This window comes from Cupriavidus sp. HE11, from assembly GCF_056097175.1.
In genome coordinates, this window is the sequence record NZ_CP184465.1 from 250,878 (window position 1) to 273,285 (window position 22,408).

The 22,408-nt window shown below is 64.3% G+C and carries 19 protein-coding genes; 12 read left to right on the forward strand and 7 right to left on the reverse strand.

Translation table 11 applies throughout. From position 1 onward, the window contains the following. Window positions 1-2: 2 nt before the first annotated feature. Genes ACOABP_RS18600 through ACOABP_RS18610 form a run of 3 tightly spaced genes read left to right on the forward strand, consistent with a single transcriptional unit; the run spans window position 3 to window position 4,324 of the window. Complete coding sequence (locus ACOABP_RS18600; RefSeq protein ID WP_474229374.1) at window positions 3-854, forward strand: FAD binding domain-containing protein; 852 nt, start codon at window positions 3-5, stop codon at window positions 852-854. Beyond that, the gene (locus tag ACOABP_RS18605) at window positions 835-3,675 is read left to right on the forward strand and encodes a molybdopterin-dependent oxidoreductase (protein ID WP_474229375.1); all 2,841 of its coding nucleotides are present in this window, start codon (window positions 835-837) and stop codon (window positions 3,673-3,675) included. The genes ACOABP_RS18600 and ACOABP_RS18605 overlap by 20 nt, the downstream gene beginning before the upstream one ends. Further along, the gene (locus ACOABP_RS18610) at window positions 3,662-4,324 is read left to right on the forward strand and encodes a response regulator transcription factor (RefSeq protein WP_474229376.1); all 663 of its coding nucleotides are present in this window, start codon (window positions 3,662-3,664) and stop codon (window positions 4,322-4,324) included. The genes ACOABP_RS18605 and ACOABP_RS18610 overlap by 14 nt, the downstream gene beginning before the upstream one ends. A gap of 39 nt (window positions 4,325-4,363) precedes the next feature. On the opposite strand, the gene ACOABP_RS18615 is transcribed toward ACOABP_RS18610, so the two are convergent. Continuing rightward, window positions 4,364-5,572 (reverse strand): cytochrome P450, encoded by a 1,209-nt coding sequence (locus ACOABP_RS18615; protein WP_474229378.1) that lies wholly within the window; start codon window positions 5,570-5,572, stop codon window positions 4,364-4,366. Between the two features lie 357 nt (window positions 5,573-5,929). Here ACOABP_RS18615 and ACOABP_RS18620 point away from each other — a divergent pair, with 357 nt between their 5' ends. Next, window positions 5,930-7,267 carry an epoxide hydrolase family protein gene (locus ACOABP_RS18620; protein WP_474229379.1) on the forward strand — a complete coding sequence of 446 codons (1,338 nt, stop codon included), beginning with the start codon at window positions 5,930-5,932 and terminating at the stop codon, window positions 7,265-7,267. Between the two features lie 72 nt (window positions 7,268-7,339). Here ACOABP_RS18620 and ACOABP_RS18625 read toward each other — a convergent pair whose 3' ends face one another. After that, window positions 7,340-8,233: a DMT family transporter gene (locus ACOABP_RS18625; protein ID WP_474229380.1), complete on the reverse strand. Its 894-nt coding sequence runs from the start codon at window positions 8,231-8,233 to the stop codon at window positions 7,340-7,342. A gap of 313 nt (window positions 8,234-8,546) precedes the next feature. Further along, entirely contained in the window at window positions 8,547-8,810 is a 264-nt protein-coding gene (locus tag ACOABP_RS18630; protein ID WP_474229381.1) for a hypothetical protein, read from the reverse strand. 205 nt (window positions 8,811-9,015) lie between these two features. Here ACOABP_RS18630 and ACOABP_RS18635 point away from each other — a divergent pair, with 205 nt between their 5' ends. The 3 genes from ACOABP_RS18635 (at window position 9,016) to ACOABP_RS18645 (ending at window position 10,482) form a co-directional block, all read left to right on the forward strand. Then, window positions 9,016-9,540, forward strand: coding sequence for a metal-dependent hydrolase (locus tag ACOABP_RS18635; protein WP_474229382.1), 525 nt, complete (start codon window positions 9,016-9,018; stop codon window positions 9,538-9,540). Window positions 9,541-9,604: 64 nt separating this feature from the next. After that, window positions 9,605-10,039, forward strand: a complete 435-nt coding sequence (locus tag ACOABP_RS18640; protein WP_474229383.1) for a YeeE/YedE family protein — start codon at window positions 9,605-9,607, stop codon at window positions 10,037-10,039. 2 nt (window positions 10,040-10,041) lie between these two features. Beyond that, on the forward strand, window positions 10,042-10,482 hold the full coding sequence (locus tag ACOABP_RS18645) for a DUF6691 family protein (RefSeq protein WP_474229384.1): 441 nt from the start codon (window positions 10,042-10,044) through the stop codon (window positions 10,480-10,482). Window positions 10,483-10,571: 89 nt separating this feature from the next. Here the strand turns inward: ACOABP_RS18645 and ACOABP_RS18650 are convergent, their stop codons facing one another. Next, window positions 10,572-11,927: a dicarboxylate/amino acid:cation symporter gene (locus ACOABP_RS18650; RefSeq protein WP_474229385.1), complete on the reverse strand. Its 1,356-nt coding sequence runs from the start codon at window positions 11,925-11,927 to the stop codon at window positions 10,572-10,574. A gap of 216 nt (window positions 11,928-12,143) precedes the next feature. On the opposite strand from ACOABP_RS18650, the gene ACOABP_RS18655 reads away from it, so the two are divergent. Continuing rightward, window positions 12,144-13,649, forward strand: a complete 1,506-nt coding sequence (locus ACOABP_RS18655) for a DASS family sodium-coupled anion symporter (RefSeq protein WP_474229386.1) — start codon at window positions 12,144-12,146, stop codon at window positions 13,647-13,649. A gap of 49 nt (window positions 13,650-13,698) precedes the next feature. Here the strand turns inward: ACOABP_RS18655 and ACOABP_RS18660 are convergent, their stop codons facing one another. Genes ACOABP_RS18660 through ACOABP_RS18670 form a run of 3 tightly spaced genes read right to left on the reverse strand, consistent with a single transcriptional unit; the run spans window position 13,699 to window position 17,259 of the window. Beyond that, window positions 13,699-14,943, reverse strand: coding sequence for a complex I 51 kDa subunit family protein (locus ACOABP_RS18660; RefSeq protein ID WP_474229388.1), 1,245 nt, complete (start codon window positions 14,941-14,943; stop codon window positions 13,699-13,701). Window positions 14,944-14,951: 8 nt separating this feature from the next. Then, on the reverse strand, window positions 14,952-16,601 hold the full coding sequence (locus ACOABP_RS18665) for an FAD-binding protein (RefSeq protein WP_474229389.1): 1,650 nt from the start codon (window positions 16,599-16,601) through the stop codon (window positions 14,952-14,954). A gap of 13 nt (window positions 16,602-16,614) precedes the next feature. After that, window positions 16,615-17,259, reverse strand: a complete 645-nt coding sequence (locus ACOABP_RS18670) for a 4Fe-4S dicluster domain-containing protein (RefSeq protein ID WP_474229390.1) — start codon at window positions 17,257-17,259, stop codon at window positions 16,615-16,617. Window positions 17,260-17,692: 433 nt separating this feature from the next. On the opposite strand from ACOABP_RS18670, the gene ACOABP_RS18675 reads away from it, so the two are divergent. The 4 genes from ACOABP_RS18675 (at window position 17,693) to ACOABP_RS18690 (ending at window position 22,240) form a co-directional block, all read left to right on the forward strand. After that, complete coding sequence (locus tag ACOABP_RS18675) at window positions 17,693-19,420, forward strand: SulP family inorganic anion transporter (RefSeq protein ID WP_474229391.1); 1,728 nt, start codon at window positions 17,693-17,695, stop codon at window positions 19,418-19,420. A 34-nt stretch (window positions 19,421-19,454) separates the two neighbouring features. Beyond that, window positions 19,455-20,897, forward strand: a complete 1,443-nt coding sequence (locus ACOABP_RS18680) for a DUF2252 domain-containing protein (protein ID WP_474229392.1) — start codon at window positions 19,455-19,457, stop codon at window positions 20,895-20,897. 151 nt (window positions 20,898-21,048) lie between these two features. Beyond that, window positions 21,049-21,435, forward strand: coding sequence for an ion channel (locus ACOABP_RS18685; RefSeq protein WP_474229393.1), 387 nt, complete (start codon window positions 21,049-21,051; stop codon window positions 21,433-21,435). A gap of 241 nt (window positions 21,436-21,676) precedes the next feature. Beyond that, window positions 21,677-22,240, forward strand: coding sequence for a hypothetical protein (locus ACOABP_RS18690; protein WP_474229395.1), 564 nt, complete (start codon window positions 21,677-21,679; stop codon window positions 22,238-22,240). Window positions 22,241-22,408: the final 168 nt, after the last annotated feature.

Sequence of the window (22,408 nt, forward strand, 5' to 3'; positions counted from 1 at the left end):
CCATGCACTACCTTCGCCCCCATACCATCGACGCCGTGCTGACCAGGCTCGCAGAGCGGCCGCGGCGCGTGCTGTGCGGCGCCACGGACTGCTTCGCGGCGCCGGCGCTTGTGCCCGGCCGGCACGAATGGGTGGACATCAGCGGCATCGACGCGCTGCGCGGCATTGGGCGGCGCGGCGGCGGCGTCAGTATCGGCGCGGCCACCACCTGGGAAGCCATCGTGCAGGCAGCATGGCTGCCGGTGGCCCTGCGCGATGCCGCGGCGAGCATCGGTTCGCGGCAGATCCGCGTGCAGGGCACCATCGGCGGCAATCTTTGCCATGGGTCTCCGGTGGCCGATAGCGTGCCGCCGCTGCTGGCGCTGGATGCCGAAGTCGAACTGGCGAGCGTACGGGGCGTGCGCCGCCTGCCGCTGCGCGACTTTGTGCTGGGCGGGCATCGCACCGCGCTGGCGGCCGATGAGTTGCTGGTGGCGGTTATGTTTGCGCTCCCGGCGGTGGCGGAGCGCACGGCGTTCGTGAAATGCACCAATCGCGATGGGATGGCACTGGCCGTGGTCTCGGCAGCCGTCCGTCTGCGCATGGCCGATGACGACACGCTGGCAAGCGCAGCCATCGCTGTCGGTGGGGCGTCAGAGGTGCCGCTGCGCATGGCGGTGCTGGAGGCCTCACTGGCCGGCCGGCCCCGGCGCGAGCTTGCGGCCTTGGTGGCAGACGCATCGTTGGCGGCGTTGTCACCGATTGACGACTGCCGTGCCACGGCCGCGCATCGCATCGATCTCGCCCGTCTTGCCATCGCGCGGGCGGTCGGCCATTGCATCGAGGACTCAGGGCATGACGATTCCGGTAATTGAGGACAACTGCGCCGACGCAGTTGCCGCTGACGCAGCTGCCGTTCCGGCAAGCGACAACGGGTTCGCGCTCAACGGCGCATGGCATGCCTTGCCGGTGGACCCATCGATGCGGCTGCTCGACCATCTGCGCGCCGACCTGCGGCAATTCGGCACCAAGGAAGGCTGCCGCCAGGGCGATTGCGGCAGCTGTACGGTGCTGGTGGATGGCGAAGCGCGCTATGCCTGCCTGGTTCCGATGGGGCAGGTGGCAGGCCGCAGCGTGGTGACCGTAGAGGGCATCGCCGGGGGCACGCAATGCGGCGGACGCCTTCAGCAGGCATTTCTTGCGCACCAGGCCGTGCAATGCGGCTTCTGCACGCCGGGCATGCTGCTGGCATCCGCAGCCGCCATCGATGCCGGCCGCGTCACGGATCGCGCCAGCGCGCGTGCCGCGATTGACGGCGTGCTGTGCCGTTGCACCGGCTATCAGAAGATCGTCGACGCGGTGACCGAGGTGGGATGTGGCGGCGCCGCCCGGCCATGTACCTTGCCGCCAGGCCAGGGGCCTGCGGTGGGCGTGCCGCTGACCCGGCTCGATGGTCCGGAAAAGGTTGATGGCAGCGAGCGCTTTGGCGCCGATGGCTGGCCGGTGGGCAGTCTGGTGCTGCGGGCCGTTCGCAGCCCGCATCACCGGGCGCGCTTTGTCTTTGGCGATCTCGATGCCTGGCTTGCCGCGCACCCGTGTGTGAAACGCGTGCTGACGCATGCCGATGTGCCGGGCCTGAATCTCCATGGTGTGGCCACCCCTTACGCCGACCAGCCCGTGCTGGCGGTCGACGAAACGCGCCACTATCTTGAGGCCGTCGCCTTGATCGTGGGCGAGCGCGAGGCCGTGACTGCGTTGGACCTGCGGGGATTCCCGGTGACGTGGCAGCCGCTGACGCCGGTGCTTACCGTGGACGAGGCCACGCAGGACGACAGCCCGCAACTGCACGCCGGACGACCCGGCAATATCCTGATCGAAGGGTTGGTGCGCCAGGGCGACGCAGCGGCCGCGCTGCGGGATGCGCGCTACATTGCCAGCGCCACGTTCACGTCCAGCTTTGTCGAGCATGCCTATCTGGAGCCGGAGGCCGGCTGGGCCCGGCGCGTAGGCGACATCGTGGAGATCCATTCCTCCACGCAGGCACCGCACCCGCATCGCGGGGATCTGGCGCGCATCCTCGGTGTTGCCCCGGAACGGGTGCGCGTGGTGGCCACTGCCGTGGGCGGTGGGTTCGGCGGCAAGCTGGACATGACCGTCCAGCCCTGGCTGGCGCTTGCTGCGTGGCATGTGGACGGGCCGGTCGGCATGGTGTTCTCGCGCGAGGAGTCGATTGCGACTTCCACCAAGCGGCATCCGGCCCGGATCGTATCGACCATGGCTGCCGATGCCGACGGGCGCCTGTGTGCGGTGGAGTTCGAGGGCGACTACAACACCGGCGCATTTGCGTCGTGGGGTACCGCCGTGGCGAACCGGGTGCCGGTGCATGCTGGCGGCCCCTATGTCGTGCCGCACTACCGCGCACATTCGCGGGCGGTGCATACGCATATCACGCCGGCCGGCGCGTTTCGGGGCTTTGGCGTGCCGCAGACCATGATGTCGCAGGAACAGTTGATCGACGACCTGGCGCACCAGGCGGGCATCGATCCGCTGGAGTTCCGCGCGATGAACGCGCTGCGCCCCGGTGATTCGCTGCCGACGGGCCAGGTGCTGGACCAGAGCGTCGGGCTGATCGAATGCCTGGATGCGCTGAGGCCAGTATGGCGCGAGGCCCGCGACCGTATTGCCACGCTCAATGCGGCTTCACCGGGGCCGCTGCGCCATGGCGTGGGCATTGCCGCGTTTTTCTATGGCTGTGGCAACACGGCATTGCCGAATCCGTCGACGGTGCGATTCGGGGTGCGGCCTGACGGCGTGATCGTGCTGCACCAGGGCGCGGTGGATGCCGGGCAGGGCGCCAACACCGTGATTCCGCAGATCGCGGCCGATGCGCTGGGCGTGCCGGTCGACCGTCTGAAGATCGTGGGCCCGGACACGCACCTGACGCCGGACTGCGGCCGCACTTCGGCATCGCGGCAGACATTTATCACTGGCCGCGCCGCGTTCCTGGCGGGCACGGCGCTGCGGCAGCAGTTGCTGCGGCTGGCGAACGCGCCGGCAGATGCCACGATTTCCGGCCACGCTGACGGCTTGCGCGTCGACGGCCGGCCGCTGGACCTGCGGGCACTGCCGGCCGACGCTCACGGCTACGCCGTGGCGGCCGAGGAAAGCTTCGACCCGCCGATTACGGCGCTGGACGGCGCAGGCCAGGGCAAGCCCTATGCCACCTATGCCTTCGGCGCGCAGATCGCGGAGGTGCTGGTCGATTGCGAGACCGGCCGTGTGCGGGTGTTGAAGGTGGTGGCCGCGCATGACGTGGGCCGCATGGTCAATCCCACGCTGCTGGAAGGCCAGGTCGAAGGCGCGGTGGCGCAGGGTGTGGGCCTGGCGCTGATGGAGAAATACCATCCCGGCAAGCACAACAACCTGCATGACTACCTGATTCCGACCGTGCACGACATGCCCGAGGTGCGGGCGATCTTTATCGAGGCGCCCACGGCGCTGGGGCCGTACGGTGCCAAGGGAATCGGCGAACCTGCGCTGGTGCCGACGGCAGCCGCAATCTTGAACGCCATCCACGACGCCACGGGCGTACGCATACGACAGGCGCCTGCCACGCCGGACGTGGTGCGGCGCGCGCTGGCCGGATGCATGACTGACGGCGTACGCGCCACGGATTCCGATCATGTCCATCGTTGACCTCAGCCCCCAGCCGGACGTACTGGACTTCGTGCAAGGCACGGTCCATGTCGTGGACGACGATGAACTGGTGCGCGGCGCGCTGGTTGGCCTGTTCGAATCGATCGACCTGCAGGTCCGGTCCTTTACCTCCATCGAGGAATTCCTGCGCGCGCCCGAAACGGAAGGCCCGGCGTGCCTGGTACTGGACGTCCGGCTGCGCGGCCAGAGCGGCCTGGCATTCCAGCGCTCGGTCGTGGAAAAGGGCCTGCCGCACATGCCCATCATATTCATGAGCGGCCACGGCGATATCCGTATGACCGTCACCGCCATGAAGGCCGGGGCGGTCGACTTCCTGGCGAAGCCGTTCCGGGACCAGGAAATGATCGATGCGGTGATTGCCGCGCTGGAACGCGACATGAAGCGGCTGGAGGCCGAGCACGCGCTGCGCGGCCTGCGCGCCAGCTGGGAAACGCTGACCGTGCGCGAGCGCGAAGTGCTGCGTCACCTGGTGACCGGCCTGATGAACAAGCAGATTGCCGCCGCCATGGGCGTGGCCGAGATCACCGCGAAGATCTATCGCGGCCACGCCATGCGCAAGATGAACGCGCGATCCGTGGTGGAGGTGGTCCGGATGATGCAGGCTTTGGCGGGCGAGGGCGTCGTCTGACCTGCGGGCGGGTTGGCAGTGCCCGCCAGGCCGGCGGCTTCAGCGCGTGCGAACGCGCAGGGATTGCACGCCGCGCAGGTTATTGCGTCGGTGCCATGACAGCTGCGCCAGATCGACCGGCTGCAACGCCGGAAAGCGCCCAAGCACCCCGGCAATCGCCGATTCCAGTTCAAGCGTAGCCAGCCGCGCCCCCAGGCAATAGTGAATGCCGCCGCCGAACGACAACGACGGCGCGCCTTCGCGGGACAGGTCCAGGCAGTCGGGATTGCTGAACACGGCCGGATCGCGGTTGGCGGCACCGATCAGCATGAAGACGATGCTGCCGCGCGGCACGCTCACATCGTCCAGCGCCACGTCTTCGAAGGCCGTGCGCACCACCATCTGCACGGCGCCGTCATGGCGCAGGCACTCCGCCACGGCGCTGGCAACCAGCGACCGATCCGACAGACCCGCCTTCAGACGTTGCAGTTCGGCCGGCGCGCGGAACAGCGCGATCATCGTGTTGCCGATCATGTTTGATGTGGTCTCGTGGCCGGCCACGAACAACAGGATCACGTTCGAGATGATCTCGGCCTCGGTCAGCGTCGCGCCGTCCGCCTCGACCGCCAGCAGGCTCGAAATCAGGTCATCGCCCGGTTGTGCACGCCGCTGGGCCACCACGTTGCGGAAATGGGCCTCCAGCGTCAGCGCTGCCTCGTTGGCCTCTGCCAGCTGGCCGGCATCGAGCGGTGCCAGATCGAGCGCGCTGGCCAGCCGGCTGGCCGCCGTGCCAAGCTTCACGCCGTCTTCGACCGGGATATCGAGCAGTCTGCAGATGATCTCTACGGGCAGCGGCAAGGCGAAATCGGCAATCAGATCGAATTCGGTCCTGTTGCCGATCCGGTCGAGCAGGCTGCGCGTGGTGGTCTCGACGATCTGCGCCAGCGCTTCGACCTGCCGCCGGTTGAACGCCTGCATCAGCAAGGCCCGCAGCCGGGTGTGGGCCGGCGGATTCATCATCAGGAAGGTGCGGCTCAGCGCCTGGAACACCGGGTCTTGCGTGGCAGCCTCGCCGTAGCGGGCCTGCACGCTCTGCAGGTAGGTCTTGCCCATGCGGCGGTCACGCAGCAGGGCGTCGATCACGTGGAAGCGGCCCGTGACGAAGATGTTCGGGCCCAGCGGCAACAGGGCGCCGGCGCTGCGGACCTGCTCGTACAGCGGGTACGGGTTTTCGAAGAAGGCGGGGGAGGCGAAGGACTCGAATTTCATCAGGGCGTTTTTTCTTGGGGTTGCCTGGGTAGGCCTGTTCTGGCGAGGGAGGACAAGAGGGATGGCCGGTCCAGGCTTTCGCTGCAACTTATAGCAGTACGCCGGCCGGCAATCTATCGCGTTATGTGTCGCAATGTATCCGTGGCGCCCGTTGGTACAAGGTGTTACGGAGCGCCGGATGGCCGCGCGCTCTGTATCACGCTGTATCGCCCGGGCAAGGTGATACATGGCGATCCAAAAACGTGGCCGGGCCGACATTTCATGCGTGCATTCGATTTCTAGACTGCGATGGTTCATTCACGCCCGCTCCCGATCCTTGCCGCATGGCATGGGCCGGAGCCAACCAGGAGACCCATCATGTCCCATGTTTTGACCCGAGACTTTCCGGCAGCGCGCCGGACGGTTGCAGCCACTGCCGCCCTGGCGGCCATCGCCTTTGCCGGCTATCTCCAGCCCGCCGTGGCTGCGGACGCCGCCCCCAAGGCAAAGGTCGCCGCCGCGCAGGTCAACGCCGACGAGAGCATCCGTCCGTTCCGTGTGCATGTGCCGCAGTCCCAGCTCGATGACCTGCGCCGCCGCATTGCCGCCACCCGCTGGCCCGACAAGGAAACCGTCAGCGACGAATCCCAGGGCATCCAGACCGCCCGTGTGCAGGAACTGGTCAAGTACTGGGGCACGCAGTACGACTGGCGCAAGGCCGAGGCCCAGCTCAACGCGCTGCCGCAGTTCGTGACGAAGATCGATGGCCTGGATATCCATTTCATCCACGTGAAGTCGCGCCATCCCAACGCGTTGCCGCTGATCCTGACGCACGGCTGGCCGGGCTCGGTGTTCGAGTTCACCAGGACCATCGGGCCGCTGACGGATCCCACGGCCTACGGTGGTCGCGCGGAAGATGCCTTCGACGTGATCATTCCCTCAATTCCGGGCTATGGGTTCTCAGGCCGTCCGACGGAACTGGGCTGGGGCCCCGACCGCACGGCGCGCGCATGGGACACCCTGATGAAGCGGCTTGGCTATACGCACTACGTGTCGCAGGGTGGCGACCATGGCTCGGTCATTTCCGATGCGCTGGCCCGCCAGGCACCGCCGGGGCTCAAGGCCATCCACCTGAACATGCCGGCCACGGTGCCGGGGCCGCTGATGAAGTCGATCCTGGCCGGCGATGCAGCGCCTTCGGAACTGACCGATCCGGAGCGCAAGGCCTATCAGTCATTGAGCAGCTTCTTTGGCCGCAATGCCGCCTATGGCGCGATGATGGTGACGCGTCCGCAGACCATCGGCTATTCGCTGTCGGATTCGCCGGTGGGCCTGGCGTCATTCACCTACGAGAAGATTGCCGAGTGGAGCGACAGCGGCGGCGTGCCCGAGCGGGTGCTGTCGCGCGATGCCATCCTGAACGACATCACGCTCTACTGGCTGACCAATACGGGGGCTTCGTCATCGCGCTTCTACTGGGAGAACAACAATAACAACTTCAGTGCCGAGACCCAGAAGACGCGCGAAATCAAGGTGCCGGTGGCTATCAGCGTGTTCCCGCACGAGATCTACCAGGCACCGGAAAGCTGGAGCAAGCAGGCGTACCCGTCGCTGTACTACTACCACTCGGTGGCAAAGGGCGGGCATTTCGCGGCGTGGGAACAGCCGCAGCTGTTTGCGGAGGAACTCCGTGCGGCGTTCAAATCGGTGCGGTAAGGCAATCCTGCATCGGACTTGACCCGCTTTTTGGCCCAGCCGCATGGCTGGGCTTTTTTGTCTGGCGCCGGCCTAGCGGCGCTGCGCCAGCCAGATGCCTGCGCCGATGCAGACCAGGCCGGCGGCGTGGTACCAGTGCGGCGAGTCGCCCAGCAGCACGGTCGACAGCACGGCGGCAAACAGCGGCGTCAGCGTAATAAAGAACACCGGCAGCTGGGCGCCGGCACGGGCGATGGCGCGATCCCAGGCGAAGTACGCCAGCAGCGACGGCACGGTGCCCACGTAGAGCAGGATCCAGCCGACCTTGCCGCTCCACTGCAGCGGCTGGGTCAGCGTGCCGATTTCCCATGCCGCAATCGGCAGGCTCGCGATCACGCCGGTAACGATCTGCGCGAACAGCAGTACCCGCAGCGGCAGGTCGGGCCGGTGCTTGCGAAGCAGCCAGGTATAGATGCTCCAGGCAATGGTTGCCGCCAGCATGAACAGGTCGCCCGCGACAAACTCAAGCTGGGCCAGCCGGCCCGGTTCGCCACGCATCAATACGAATGACACGCCCACCAGGCACAGCAGGGCGCCGGCCACCTGCCACGTGCGCAGCCGTTCCCGGAAGAAGCAGGCGCCGATGATCAGCAGGAAAAGGGGTGTCGATGCGCCAATCAGGGTGACATTGATCGGCGAGGAGGTAGTCAGTGCGAGGTACTGGAACGCGTTGTAGCTGGCGATCGACAATACGCCCATGGCAACCAGCATGCCCGTGTGCCGCCACAAGGCCGCCCGATGGGCAACCACGCCTGGCCAGGCGTAGGGCACCAGCAGCAGTCCGGCAATGATCCAGCGTACGAGATTCAGCGTGATCGGCGGCACGCTGCCGGCTGCCAGACGCCCTACGATTGCATTCCCGGCCCAGGCCAGCGGCGGAAACGTCAGCAGGAACAGCGTGGTCGAATCGATGCGGGTTGTTTTCATGGAAATACCGGCGCGCCGGCGCGATGCTGGCCCTGTAGCCAGCCGGGCAGGGGATGGATCTCGTTGACGGGAGGCGTACTGCGATGACCGCGGGGCGATTGTACCGGTTGGCGGCACTTCGGTTCGGCGGGTGGGGCGGACACGGTGGCCTTGGCTGCCGGCCGGTTTGGTCAGGCGTGGTCAGGCGAGGTCAGGTCTGGGGCGACGGCGGCCTGGATCGTCGTGGATCGGCATGGCCGTCTATGAAGACGGCCATGCGATGGTGGCGGGCGCGCCGCTGCGGGGCTGGCGCGTCACCGCGGATACCTGGCTGCTACGACTTCTGATTCGCGTTGGCGCGCGCGGTGGCAATCGCCGCATCACGTTCCTTGGCCGCCGCGGCCTTCGCTTCGTTGTAGATCTTCTTTGCCTCGGCAACCTTGGTGTCGTATGTCTTCCGTGCCGCCGCGATTTCCTGTCGCATATGGACAATCTCGTCGCTGGGTGGCTGGGCCTTGGCGCCGCTTGCCGATTGACCCATGGCGGGCAGGGCAGACAAGGCAAGTACGGCGCTGGCCAGAATGACGATGGGCTTCATGCTTTCGCTCCAGAGTGAGGTCCGCTCACGGTAGTCCGATCAAGTCGCGTGTTCCATTGGACCAAGGGCCTACTGTTGCGGCCCCGCATTGCACGCTGGACCAGACAATCAATGCGGGCGTTGCCTGCATCGCTGGCGTTTCGCGCGCACATCTGCCAAGATTGCGCCCCCTCGATCACCGCAGCCGAACCAGCATCGCGTCACCATGGCTTCAAACAAGGCACATCACGCCACCGGATGGGCGGCGGCCGTTATCGCCGTTGCCGTTATTGCCAGGCACGGTGGCAACGGCTGGTATTGGGAAGGCGTGCTCGGATTCGTGGCGGCGTTGTTCGGCAGCACCGCGCCAGACTGGCTGGAAGTTGCGTGGTGGTCCAGGTCGCGGCGCCTCTGGATTACGCATCGATCCTGGACGCATTGGGGCGTTGCGTGGGTCGGCCTGCTGGTGTGGGCCTATTACGCCCTTGGCACGAACGTGCTGGCGGCACCGGCATTCGGTTTCGCCTGCGGCGGCGTGATGCACCTGCTGGCCGACTGGCCCAACCCGCTCGGCGTACCATGGATTGCCGGGCGTCATTCGCTGAACTTGTGGAAGAGCGGACGCTGCGACCTGTTTGTCGTCGCGGCCTCGTGGCTGATTGCCTTCTTCGTGTCCGACGATCTCTGGTTCTATGGGCAACACAGCGTGGCGCTGCTTCATCATCTGCGCATGGCAACGATCCGCTTTTGAGCACGTTTCCCGCCCAGGATAAGGCGCGTGGCATGATCACGGTTTTCTTGGAGGAACTACGATAATGCTGGTCGACTTCTCCAGCTTTACGCCGTGGGCTTCGCTGGCTGGCGGAATCCTTATCGGTGTTGCGGCAACGGTGCTGTTGCTCTTCAACGGCCGGATCGCCGGCATCAGCGGGATATTGGGTGGACTGCTCGCCTTGCCACGCCACGATGTGGCATGGCGAATCGCCTTTGTCGCCGGCCTGATTGGCGCCCCGGTCGTGATGGCGGCATTTGGCTTTCCCGCGATATCCAGGATCGAGGCAGGCTGGCCCGAAATCCTGGTGGCCGGTTTTCTGGTGGGTCTCGGCACCCGCTATGCCAGTGGCTGCACCAGCGGCCATGGCGTCTGCGGGATGTCGCGCGGCTCGGTCCGATCCATCGTGGCGACCCTGACCTTCATGGCGGCCGGCTTCCTGACCGTCTTCGTGCAGCGGCACATCCTGGGAGCCTGAGCATGCCATTCGTGTTTGCATTGCTGGCCGGCCTGGTGTTCGGCGTTGGGCTGATTGTGTCCGGGATGGCCAATCCATCCAAAGTGCTCGGCTTTCTCGATCTGGCAGGTGCCTGGGATCCGTCGCTCGCCTTTGTCATGATCGGGGCGATCACGCTGACGGTGCTCGGGGTTTTGATTGCACGGCGTCGCGGCCGGACGGTTCTGGGGTTGCCGCTTCAGTGGCCCGCCAATACCGGTGTCACGGCGCGGCTGGTGCTGGGCAGTGCGTGTTTTGGCGTGGGATGGGGGCTGGCAGGTTTTTGTCCGGGCCCGGCACTGGTGGCGCTGGGCACTGGCTATTCCAAGGCAGCGGGATTCGTCGCCGCCATGCTGGCCGGCATGGCCGTCTTCGAGGTGGTGGAGCGCGCCCGGGCATTGCGAAAGCTGAATCCCCAGGAATGATCCGGAGCGGCGGGGCGCAGCGCGGCCGGACATGACAATACGTTGGCGGCACCCATGACGGACTGGCGCCGCGCAGCGTGAAGTCCGGCCTATCGCTTCTCGCCGGCGTCGGCGTCCGGCATATGCGACGCAACCTGATCGAGTACCACTTCTGGCTCGTCCGCCTCGATGTCGGTCTCGCCATTCAGCCTGCTGTGCATCCGTTCCATATCCAGATCGCCGGTCCACTTTGCCACGACGACCGTGGCGACGCCGTTGCCGATCAGGTTGGTCAGGGCACGCGCCTCGGACATGAACCGGTCGATGCCGAGAATCAGGGCAAGCCCTGCTACCGGCACATGCCCCACTGCGGAAAGCGTGGCTGCCAGCACGATAAAGCCGCTGCCGGTAACGCCGGCTGCGCCCTTCGAGGTCAGCAGCAGCACCGCGAGCAAGGTGAGTTGCTGGGTCAGGGTCATGTCGGTATTGGTGGCCTGGGCAATGAACACCGCGGCCATGGTCAGGTAAATCGAGGTGCCGTCCAGATTGAACGAGTATCCGGTCGGGATAACCAGGCCGACCACCGATTTGCGGGCACCGAGATTCTCAAGCTTCGCCATCATGCGCGGCAGCACCGATTCCGACGACGATGTGCCGAGCACGATCAGGAGTTCCTCCTTGATGTACTTGATGAACTTCCAGATCGAAAATCCGTGGAACCGTGCGATGGAACCGAGCACGACAAAGATGAAAAGCAGGCAGGTGGCGTAGAAGGTGGCCATTAACTGGCCAAGCTGGAGCAGGGAGCTCACGCCGTATTTGCCGATGGTGAATGCCATGGCACCGAAGGCGCCAATCGGCGCGACCTTCATGATGTAGCCGACGATCGTGAACAGCACGTGCGAGAATTTCTCGATAAAGTCGAAAACCAGCGTGCCGCGCCCGCCGAACCTGTGCAGCGCAAAGCCGAACATGACGGCAAATAGCAGGACCTGCAGGATTTCGCCCTTGGCGAACGCGTCGACGACGGTGTTCGGAATCACGTTCATCAGGAATTCGACCGTGCCCTGCATTTTTCCCGGGCCGGTATAGGCGGCGATTCCCTTTGTATCGAGCGTGGACGGATCGACGTTCATGCCTGCCCCCGGCTTGACGATATTGATAATCAGCAAGCCGACCAGCAGTGCAATGCTGCTGACAATCTCGAAATACAGCAGCGCCAGCCCGCCAGTCTTGCCGACCTTTTTCATATCCTCCATGCCGGCAATGCCGACCACGACAGTGCAGAAGATAATCGGGGCAATGATCATCTTGATCAGCTTGATAAAGCCATCGCCCAGCGGTTTCATCGCCTCGCCGGTCTGCGGATGGAAATGGCCCAGCAGGACGCCGAGAATAATGGCGGTGATGACCTGGAAGTACAGAGACTTATAGAGCGGCTTTTTTGCGTGTTCGGCTTTTTCCATGGTCGTCTCCACTGCGGGTTCCGGGAATTCGCTAAGGCGAGCTTAGTGCCCTGTAGTCGGGCTTGGGTATGGACCCAAAGGCCTAGAAGCAACAACCCTCAGAAACGATCTTGTCTGAAAACGCTTGACGCAGCATATTTCAGCGGGTAAAAACCGAAAAATCCGTCATCCGGAAATTGGTATTCGCCGCATCCCGCGCGAGGGAGGTCCACAGCAATGCTGTCCAAGCTGATAGCGATGTACCGCTACTTCGTGTCAGTCGTTCCATTCCGGCTGACTCCCGCCATTATTGCCACGGTTGTCCTGGTAACCCTGCTGCTGCTTCCGGCACCAGAAGGGCTCAAGCCCGAAGCCTGGCATCTGGTTGCCATCTTCCTGACGACGATTGTTGCCATCATTCTCAAGGTGATGCCGATTGGCGTCATGGCGATGATGGCGATCGTGATCGTGTCGCTCGCACAGGTGACATCGTCCACCTCGAAGGGTGCCATTGCCGATGCGCTTAGCAGTTTCTCGAATCCGCTGATCTGGCTGATCGTTGTGGCAATCCTGATCTCGCGCGGGTTGAAGAAAACGGGGCTGGGCAATCGCATCGGGCTGATGTTCATCGCGGCGCTGGGCAAGCGCACCGTAGGCATCGGGTACGGCCTGGCAATCTGCGAACTGGTGCTGGCGCCGTTCACGCCCAGCAATACGGCACGCGGCGGGGGCATCGTCCACCCGATCATGCGATCGATCGCGGGCGCCTTCGACTCCGATCCGGCCAAGGGCACGCAAGGCAAGGTCGGGACATACCTGGCGCTGGTGAACTACCACGCCAATCCGATCACCTCTGCCATGTTCCTGACCGCAACGGCGCCAAACCCGCTGGTGGTGGATTACGTGGCCAAGGCCAGTGGGCAGGCGCTGCACCTGACCTGGACCACCTGGGCGCTATGCATGCTGCTGCCGGGCCTGCTCTGCCTGTTCGTGATGCCGCTGATCATCTACCTGCTGTCCCCGCCGGAGCTGAAGGTCACGCCCAACGCCGTCGACTACGCGCGCGGCGAGCTTGCGCGCATGGGGCCGCTGAGCGGCAAGGAGCGCGTGATGATGGGCGTGTTCGCCATGATGCTGGTCTTGTGGGCCAACTTGCCTGCGATGATCTTCGGGCCCGCCTACACGCTTGATCCAACCGTGGTGGCCTTTCTTGGCCTGTTTGCGCTGATCATCACGGGGACCATCGACTGGGACGATGTGCTTTCCGAAAAAAGCGCCTGGGACACGCTGATCTGGTTCGGCGCACTGGTCATGCTGGCAGAGCAACTCAACAAGCTGGGCGTGATCGCCTGGTTCTCGGCCGACATGCGGGACGCCATCGCCGCCAGCGGCATGGAGTGGAAAGGGATCGCCGCCGTGCTGGTGCTGGCTTTCGTGTTCTCGCACTACCTGTTCGCCAGCACCACCGCCCATATCAGCGCCATGATGCTGGCGTTTCTCACGGTGGGGGCGCATCTGATTCCGCCGGAGTACATCCCGCCGTTCATGCTGATGATGACGGCCGGGTCGGCGATCATGATGACGTTGACCCATTACGCGACCGGCACCTCGCCGATCATCTTCGGCAGTGGCTATGTCACGCTGGGACAGTGGTGGCGGGCGGGCGCGGTGATGTGCGTGTTCGAACTGCTGGTCTTCGCCGTGGTCGGCGGCCTCTGGTGGAAGGTGCTGGGCTTCTGGTGAGGCCCCATGGCCGCACGGCCCGGTGGCTGGGGCGGTGCCGACGGCCGCGTCAGGCCGTCAACAGGCTTTCGTACTCCTCGCGGAACTGGTGCATGGAGCTCTCCACCACGGTCACGGCGCCGTCGATCAGTCCGCAGCGGCCGCTCCCCGGGAGGATGCGGCACAGATTCTCCAATGCCTCCACGTCCGCCCGCACCCCGCGGCCGGTGTCGATCCGGTTGAGCAGCCGCATCAACTGGAACGTGCCACCCTTGCAGGACGGGCACTGGCCGCATGAACCCTGGGCGAAGAAGCTCACATACTCGGCAACCTTGCGCACGATGCTGGTGCCTTCCGAGACAACGATCATCGCCCCGGTGCCGAGGCTGGAACGACGTTGGCGCACGGAATCAAAGTCCAGCGCCACGTCGAGATCGCGCTTGGTCAGCAGGGTGTTGGAGGGCCCCCCCGTAAAGACGGCCTTGAACTCCTTGCCCTGAAGCATGCCGCCGCCGTGCCCGAATACCAGCGATTCCAGGCTGGTGCCCATGGGCAATTCGTAGAGGCCCGGGCGCAGCACGTCACCCGAAAGCGAATAGAGCTTCGTGCCCACTGCCTTGCCGAGGCCCAGGTCGCGGTACCACTGCGCGCCGTGGCGCAGGATGCCTGGCACGTGGGCCAGCGTCTCGGTGTTGTTCACGATGGTTGGCGCGCCATGAACGCCGTGTTCGGCCGGGTAGGGCGGCTTGCGGCGTGGAAACGGAAATCCGCCCTCGACGCTGGCGATCACCGCCGTTTCCTCGCCACCGATATACAGCCCCGAGCTTGGCATGACGCGCAGGGATACGGCACCACCGACCACGCTCGCCAATTGGTCGAATAGCGGATGTGCCTGCCATTGCTGGACCGCCAGGCGCGTGACCGCAAGGGGTTGCGCCTGGTGCGGGTTGACGTACAGGACAACATGGTTGGCCCGGGTCGCGGCGGCGGCGATCAGCGCACCCTCGATCACCTGGTGTGGCGTGTGCTCCAACAGGACGCGATCCTTGAACGTGCCCGGCTCATCTTCGTTGCCGTTGCAAATCACGTATTTGTCGCCATCGGGCGCTGCCGCGACCGGCGCCCATTTCCGATGCGTCAGGAAGCCGGCGCCACCCATGCCGCGCAGTTCCGCCTGGGCGATTTCGCCGATGATCGCGGCCGGATCGGCAAGCGCCCTGGCCAGCCCTTCGCCGCCGCCGTGTGCAAGCCACGCGGCCAGGTCGGCACCGACCTGGATCTCTTTATTCAGCAGTACCTTGTTCGGGCGTTCCATGGCATCGCTCATCGTAGGCTGCCTACCGTACGGCCTCGGGTGCCGGCGCGCAGGCCGGCGTCGACACGGAGATCGAAATGCGCGTAACCGGGAAACAGCTGCGGCGCCTGGATATGCAACGGCAGGCCCGCCAGCGTCAATTCGCGCTGCCATGCATGCACGTGGCCGATGCCGGCGCGGCTGGGCAGCACACCGCGTACCGATTCCGCAGCCTTTGCGCCAGCACGGCGCCCCATGCTCAGGATGTCGAGCAGGGCGTTGCCCATCAGCCGGTTGCGCCCGTGGATGCCCCCGGTAACTTCGCCCACGCCGTAGAGGCCCGCCACGTTGGTGGCGCCGTCCTTGTCGATGGCTGCGCCGCCGTTCTGGTAGTGCAGCGTCGGGTAGACCAGGAAGGGCTCCTGCGCGGCGTCGTGCCCGCACTTGTGCGCAAGATGGGTCAGGGTGACAAGGCGTTTGGCGAGGATGCCGGGATGCTCCAGTTCAAGCGTGGGCGTGTCGAGAAACACGCCAACCTGCCCGTCGCGGCTGATTCCGCGGCCCTCCGCGCACTCGCGCAGAATCGCCGAAGCCACCACGTCGCGCGGCTTGAGTTCGTCCACGAATCGCTCGCCCATGCCGTTGATCAGCTTTGCCCCGGCGGAGCGCGCGGCTTCCGAGATCAGTCCGCCGGCCAGATGGGGCGGAAAGGCGATGCCGGTGGGATGGTACTGGAATGAGTCAAGCTCGCGCAGCCGGGCACCCATGCGATAGGCCAGCACCAGCCCATCGGCCGTTGCGCCATAGTGGTTGGACGTCGGGAACGCGTTCAGATGCAGCCGGCCCGCACCGCCTGTGGCGAGGATCACCGCCCGGGCACGCACCAGCACGAAGGCACCCCATTCGAGGTTGTAGATCACGGCGCCGGCGCAGCGCCCGCGCTCGTCAGACAGCAACTCGACTACCGGGCAGCGGTTCCATACGGCGACACCGGCATCCAGGTCTACCGCTTCGCGCAGTACGCGCATCATTTCCAGCCCGGTGTAGTCCCGATAGGACAGGATGCGCGCCGCAGAGGCGCCGCCGGGCTTCTTGCGCAGCAGGTTGCCGCCGATCGGCCGGTCTTCCGTCTGGTCGAACATCATGCCGAGCCGAATCAGCCACCGGATCACGTCGGGACCATCCGAGACCATTTGCGCGACGAGTTCACGGTCGGCACAGAAATGGCCTGCGCGCAGGGTGTCCTCGAAATGCATCTGCAGGCTGTCGTCTTCGCCGATTGCCGCCTGGATGCCGCCTTCGGCCATCACAGTGTTGCTGTCGCCCAGCCGCAGCTTGGTGGCCAGGACGACCTGTGCACCTTGCGCGGCAGCGGTCAGCGCCGCGGCACAACCCCCACCGCCGCCGCCAATGACAAGGACGTCTGTCGTGACGAGCTGCGCGCCGGCGATGTCGACATCGTCTATCAGGGCATTGGCCTGCAGGCAGCGCGCGAGATCCGGCTGGCAGGGGTCGCCACGGTTTGGCCCGACAGACAGGGCGACTCTGGCATTGGGTCCGTGATCGGGGTGATAGGCCTTCAGGAGGGCGTCGACGGACGTTGCATCGTCGCGCATGGGGGGCGTCACGCCGCGCTTGTAGCGCTGGCATGCCACCTCATAGGGGATGCTGGCCGGCATGGTTTGTCGTGCCTCAACCTTGTTGTGGGGGATGCGCGCCCGGCGCGTCCAGGTCGATCGTCATCTCGCCACGCTCGATCTGTTGCAGCCGCTGCATCAGGTTTGCCGGACGCAGGGAAAGGGCGGCGATCATCCGTCGCACGAACAGGCCAAGGTGGTTCGGCTGGATCAGTTCGGGGCAGGCCAGCGTGCACAGGTTGCACATGACACATTCGTCGAAGACCGCCGCCGACTCGGTCAATTCGCCCGCCACGGCCAGATTGACGCCGCGCTGGACGTCGAGTTGCTTGGGGCAGGCCCGGTCGCAGCCGCTGCAATGCCGGCAGTGGGCGGCCTCCGGAAAGGTCTCGGCAATCGTGCGCAGGATCTGCCAGCTATCGCCGATCTCGTCGATCCGATAGACATGGCGCGACGAAGAGGTGAAGTAATCAAGAAAGGCGACCTGCATGCCGTCCTCGACCATCGTCTCGCAGGCCAGCGCGGTGGTGACCTCCTGCTCGCCACGGCGCCGCACCATGACCCGGCAGGACCCGCACACGCCCTGGCCCATGCAGCCGACACCTTCGACGAGCGTCTCGCCCGCGTGGATGAACGCCTGCAGAATGGAGCAGTTGGCCGGCGCTCCGATTTCTCGTCCTTCTATGTTCAGACGTACCATGCTGCCCGCGCCCTCCCATTTTGCGGTGGCGTCGTCACACGGGGCGCGCCATCGAATAGGTCATATAAAACCTTAGCACAGGGAAGGTTATTGCCAAGGGAGATCGCAAAGGCTGTTTTTGCAGAATCAGCCTGTTCGCACTTCCGTGACATGACCCATGGATCTGAGGCGCCTATTGCACATTCGATGCCAGAACGGCGCGGCCCAGGGTCAACCGTACGCCCCTGCAGCCCGCCCACGCCCACGGTTATGCTGCATCGCGGTACACAGCCGGGCTACGATTTGAAATCGTGACGCTATGATGTATTCAGGCGGGAATGTGCAGAACTCTCGGTGGTGTGGTCATAGCAAAGTGCGTCCTGCGTGGTAGCCGGTCGAGCGGATTCCACTGCGTCGGCTGAAGAAGAAAACGTCCCGTTTCGAGGCCCACGAAATGCTGGTGACTACCCCGACCAATGCTCCCGCTCATCGCATGCCCTTCTTGAAAGGCTTGCTGCCCATCAACCGCTCGCAACTGCCTCACGATATCGTCGCCGGAATCACGCTGGCCGCGCTCGGCATCCCGGAGGTAATGGGATACACCAAGATATCGGGCACCCCGACCGTCACCGGGCTCTACACAATATTGCTGCCAATGGTGGCCTTTGCCCTGCTGGGGGCATCGCGGCACCTGGTCGTTGCTGCCGACTCGGCTACAGCAGCCATCCTCGCAAGCTCCCTGGTGGCCGTCGCGGCACTGGGCAGCCCGGAGTATGTCGGCCTGACCAGCGCCGTCGCCATGGCCGTTGCGATCATGCTCGTGCTTGCACGAATTCTTCGCCTTGGCTTTCTTGCCGATTTCCTGTCGCGCAGCGCGTTGATAGGTTTTCTTACCGGCGTCGGCGTACAAGTTGCCGCCGGTGAGCTTGCGGGTCTGGTCGGATTGGCCAAGCAGGGGCATGGTCCGCTTTTTCAAGTCGTCTCGGTATTTCAGCGGTTTGGCGCGATCAGCTTGGTCACGACTGCACTTACGTGCGCGGTGCTGGTCGTGATTCTCGGATGCAAACGATTCGCGCCGCGCGCCCCGGGCGCGCTGATTGCCGTGATCGGCGCGATTGCAGCCAGCGCGGCATTCGATTTCTCGCGGCACGGTATCGAGGTCATCGGCAAGGTTCCCAGCGGGTTGCCATCCCTTTCACTGCCGACCTTGAACGCGTCCCAGTTGGAGCAGGTGCTGGTGACGGCCGCCTCGTGTTTCATTGTCATCATCGCGCAAAGTGCGGCCACTGCGCGTGCATATGCGAATCGCTACAACGAGCGAAGTGATGACAACGTCGATATCGTCGGCCTTGCCGGGGCGAATGCGGTGGCTGCGCTGACCGGCACCTTCGTGGTCAACGGGAGCCCGACCAAGACGGAGATGGTTGATGACGCGGGCGGACGAACCCAGTTCGCCCATCTGACCACTGCAGTCATCGTTCTGCTGGTGCTGTTGTTTCTGACCGGGCCGCTGAGCTTCCTGCCGGCGGCGGTGCTTTCGGCAATCGTCTTCATGATCGGCGTGAAGCTGATCGATGTGAATGGCATGAAGGAGCTGTTCCGCGTCCAGAAGGACGAATTCCTTATCGCCCTGATCACCGCGGGTGTGGTGGTTTTCGTCGATGTCATGCACGGCATTCTTGCCGCTGTGCTGCTTTCGCTGATAGACCATACGCGCTACAGCTACCGGCTGCGCACGCGTGTTCTGACGCCGCATCCCAGCGGGCTTTGGGCAACGCACGATGTGGCACCAGACCTGTTCGCGGCACCGGGAATCGTCGCCTATCGCTTCGAGGCGGACCTCTTCTACGCAAATTCGGGCCGCTTCATGGAGGAGGTCCTGAGACTCGTCGAGCAGACGAATGCAAAGGTAAATTGGGTCGTCATCGATGCGTCCGAGATATTCAATATCGACTACACCGCGGGCAAAACCCTGCAGCAGCTTTGCCAGGAACTGGACCGGCGCGGCGTAGGTATCGCTACGGTTGCGATACCTGAGGGGGTGCTGACAGAGCTGGAAATCTATCGCGCGCTCGGCGGGGTTGCCGGGCATCACGAGATATTCCCGACCTTGGAAGCGGCAATCAAGATCCTCCGTGAAGCGCCGCCGCCCAGTTCCGTTCCTGGCGCCCCGCCGGCGTGATCTGCACGACAACGTGCATCGATCTCGAACTGTCATGCCAAAGACTTCGAAGGTTCGGCGCGAGGCGGCATCCGTAAAACAGGCGGAGCCTCGGGCTGCAGAGCCTGATGACCTTTCCGGGCTGTTTGCCGGGCGCGGTCCTCGCGCTTCACGGATCGATGCAGGGAAGGCGGCACGCCAGCGTCTGCCGCGCGCGATACTTGCGACCTGCAACCTGGTGCAACGGGACCCGGTCGATTTGATCGAGGCTTCCAATAACGGCCGGGTTCCGGACCTGATACCGATCCGCTACGGCCGGATGCTGGCGAGTCCGTTCGCCTTCTATCGCGGCGCGGCATCTGTCATGGCATTCGATCTGGCCAGGCTGCCACGGACGGACATCATCGTACAGTTGGGCGGCGATGCACATTTGGCAAATTTCGGTTTGTTTGCCAGCCCGGAGCGCCGCATCCTGTTCGGCCCCAATGACTTCGATGAAACGCTGCCGGGCCCCTTCGACTGGGACGTTCGCAGGCTCGCCACCTCTTTTGCCATTGCCGCTCGCGAACGCGGTCTTGGTGTGCGCGAGCAGCGGGCCATTGTTCGCCGGTTGTGCGCGACCTTCCGCCAGTGCATGGCAGAGTTCAGCACAATGGACACGCTCGACGTCTGGTACTACCAGTTCGGCGCGGACAGCATGGTGGACATTGCCGATTCGGTCGTTTTAAGGCGGAGAGAGCGGGCGGTCATCAGCAAGGCCAGGCAGCAGTCGTCGCAACTCGTTTTGAGTCATGGCACGGAACTGGTCAACGGCAAACTGTGCATCAAGGACTTGCCACCGCTTGTCTATCACTTTCCGGTCAAAAATCGCAAGGAGTCGCAGCAGTTTGAAGACATGCTGCGGCGTTTCTTTGCCGAGTATCGTCTGACGCTGCCTGGCGCCCAGCGCGCGTTGTTCGATCGCTACGAAATGGTCGATGTTGCAGTGCGCGTCGTTGGTGTGGGTTCGGTCGGTACGCGCTGTTATGAAGCACTCTTCATGGCTGACGGGGAGAGTCCGCTCTTTCTGCAGGTCAAGGAGGCGCGTGCGTCTGTACTCGAGCAATACCTGCCTGCGAGCAAGTATGGCAACCACGGCGAGAGGGTAGTCAACGGTCAACGGCTTCTGCAGTCCGCCAGCGACATTTTCCTGGGCTGGTCCAGAACGAGCACCGATTTTTACGTGCGCCAGTTGCGCGACATGAAAGGTGCCTTCGACTTCGGCACTTTCGACGGCAAGGATTTCAGCGAGTACGCGGTGTCCTGCGGCCACGCACTGGCCCACTCGATGGCAAAGGCTGGCGACCCGGCGCTGCTGTGTGGATATCTCGGAAAATCTGACGCTTTCGACGAGGCCATTCAACAATTTTCGCTCGCGTACGCCGAACGCAACGAGGCCGATTGGTCTGCCTTGAAGGCAGCTGCAAAGTCGGGCCGGATACAGGCGCGCAGAGAGTGACGAATACCCGCAGGACAGCCGCCAGCCTGGCGCGGGTGCCGCCACTGGCGACCCTTCCTCTGGCAGGGATTCATGGGGCGCCTGAATTGTCATACCGCGACGGTTGCTCGGCCGCCTGAACGAAATTTGTGTCAAATCGAGGAGAGCTCAGATGCGCGATGCAGACGAAGACTATTCCAACGTCACCGTCCATGCCAGCCACGCGATCGGTGAGTTTGCGAGAGTGCTATGGCATCTCCGATCCGTCATGTTCTTCCTGCTGGCGATATTTGTCGCGCTGTCAATCGCCATGCGCTACGGGGGTGGGGCGGTCGATTCCGCTACGCATGAGCCTGCGTCGTTGGGGCATGTGGTGTACTTCTGCGCAATTACGGCACTGACTATCGGATATGGGGATGTGGTGCCATCGACTGACTTCGGTCGGGTGCTGTCAGTGCTGCTGGGTCTGCTCGGCGTCCTTATCATGGGCCTTGTGACCGCCGCTGCGGTTTATGGCATCCAGGCTGCAGCACATCACGCTGGCATTCGGCCAAGGTAACGCCGGCGGTGTCCGCGTGGCCATCTTGTGCAGGACAAGGCTGTTGGTCAGCTAACGCCTCTCATTCAGAACGGGAGCGGGGCCGACCGGTCGGCGGAAGGTCAGGACACGGCGCTCATGCGCTTATCGCCCAAGGATCTAGAGGTGTTGCTCTATTGTTGCGCTCGCAATGGTCCGTGCCCTTGCTTGTTTGGGAGCCAGGTATCGCCCATTCTCAAGTTGAACGAACACGAGAGGAGCAATGATGTCCACCCCACTGGTCTGGCACTACACCGTGGGCACGCACCTGCCAGCCATTACCCAAACCAGGAAACTCTTGCCCACGACCGCCCCGTATGCCAACAGCGGCGGCGCGATCCTGTGGTTCTCCAAGGCCCAGACGTGGGAGCCGGCGGCCGCGACCCTGTCGTGGAAACGCAGTTCCGGGAAGGCTTTCCCGCCTACGCAGCGCGAATCCAGGCAGCAAGGCCTGTACCGCTTCGGCCTCCCCGCAGGCGACAAGCGACTGGCGCCATGGCCGACGATCACCAGCCTGGCCGGGATGGCGATCCCCGAGTCGATCGCCCTGGTGTCCCGGGCGCTCCAGGTCGGAGCCAGCCCCACGGACTGGACGGGCACGCTCGAGGTCATCCCCGTATCCGAGTTGATGTTTCAGCAATGGGATGGCGAAGAGTGGCGAGAGGCGGAACTGCTGACCTGCGCCGAACAAGAGGCCAGCCGGGTTGCCGCGCCCGCGACCCAGGCATCGGGGCCAGGTAGCCGCTTCTACATCCACAGCTACGGGGCGAGCCACGACGTGCACTGAGGAGTCGCCAGGCGCCAGGTCTGCAAGCCGGTGTTCTCGGTAGTGAATGGGACGAATAGTCAAATTTTTGTCCCTTATTGCCAAATGAGCGTACTGACAAGTTGTTAGACTCGGGAGCCCTATGCAGGCTGGTCCACCGACAGGCCGGGCCGCCCCCCAAGTCCGTTT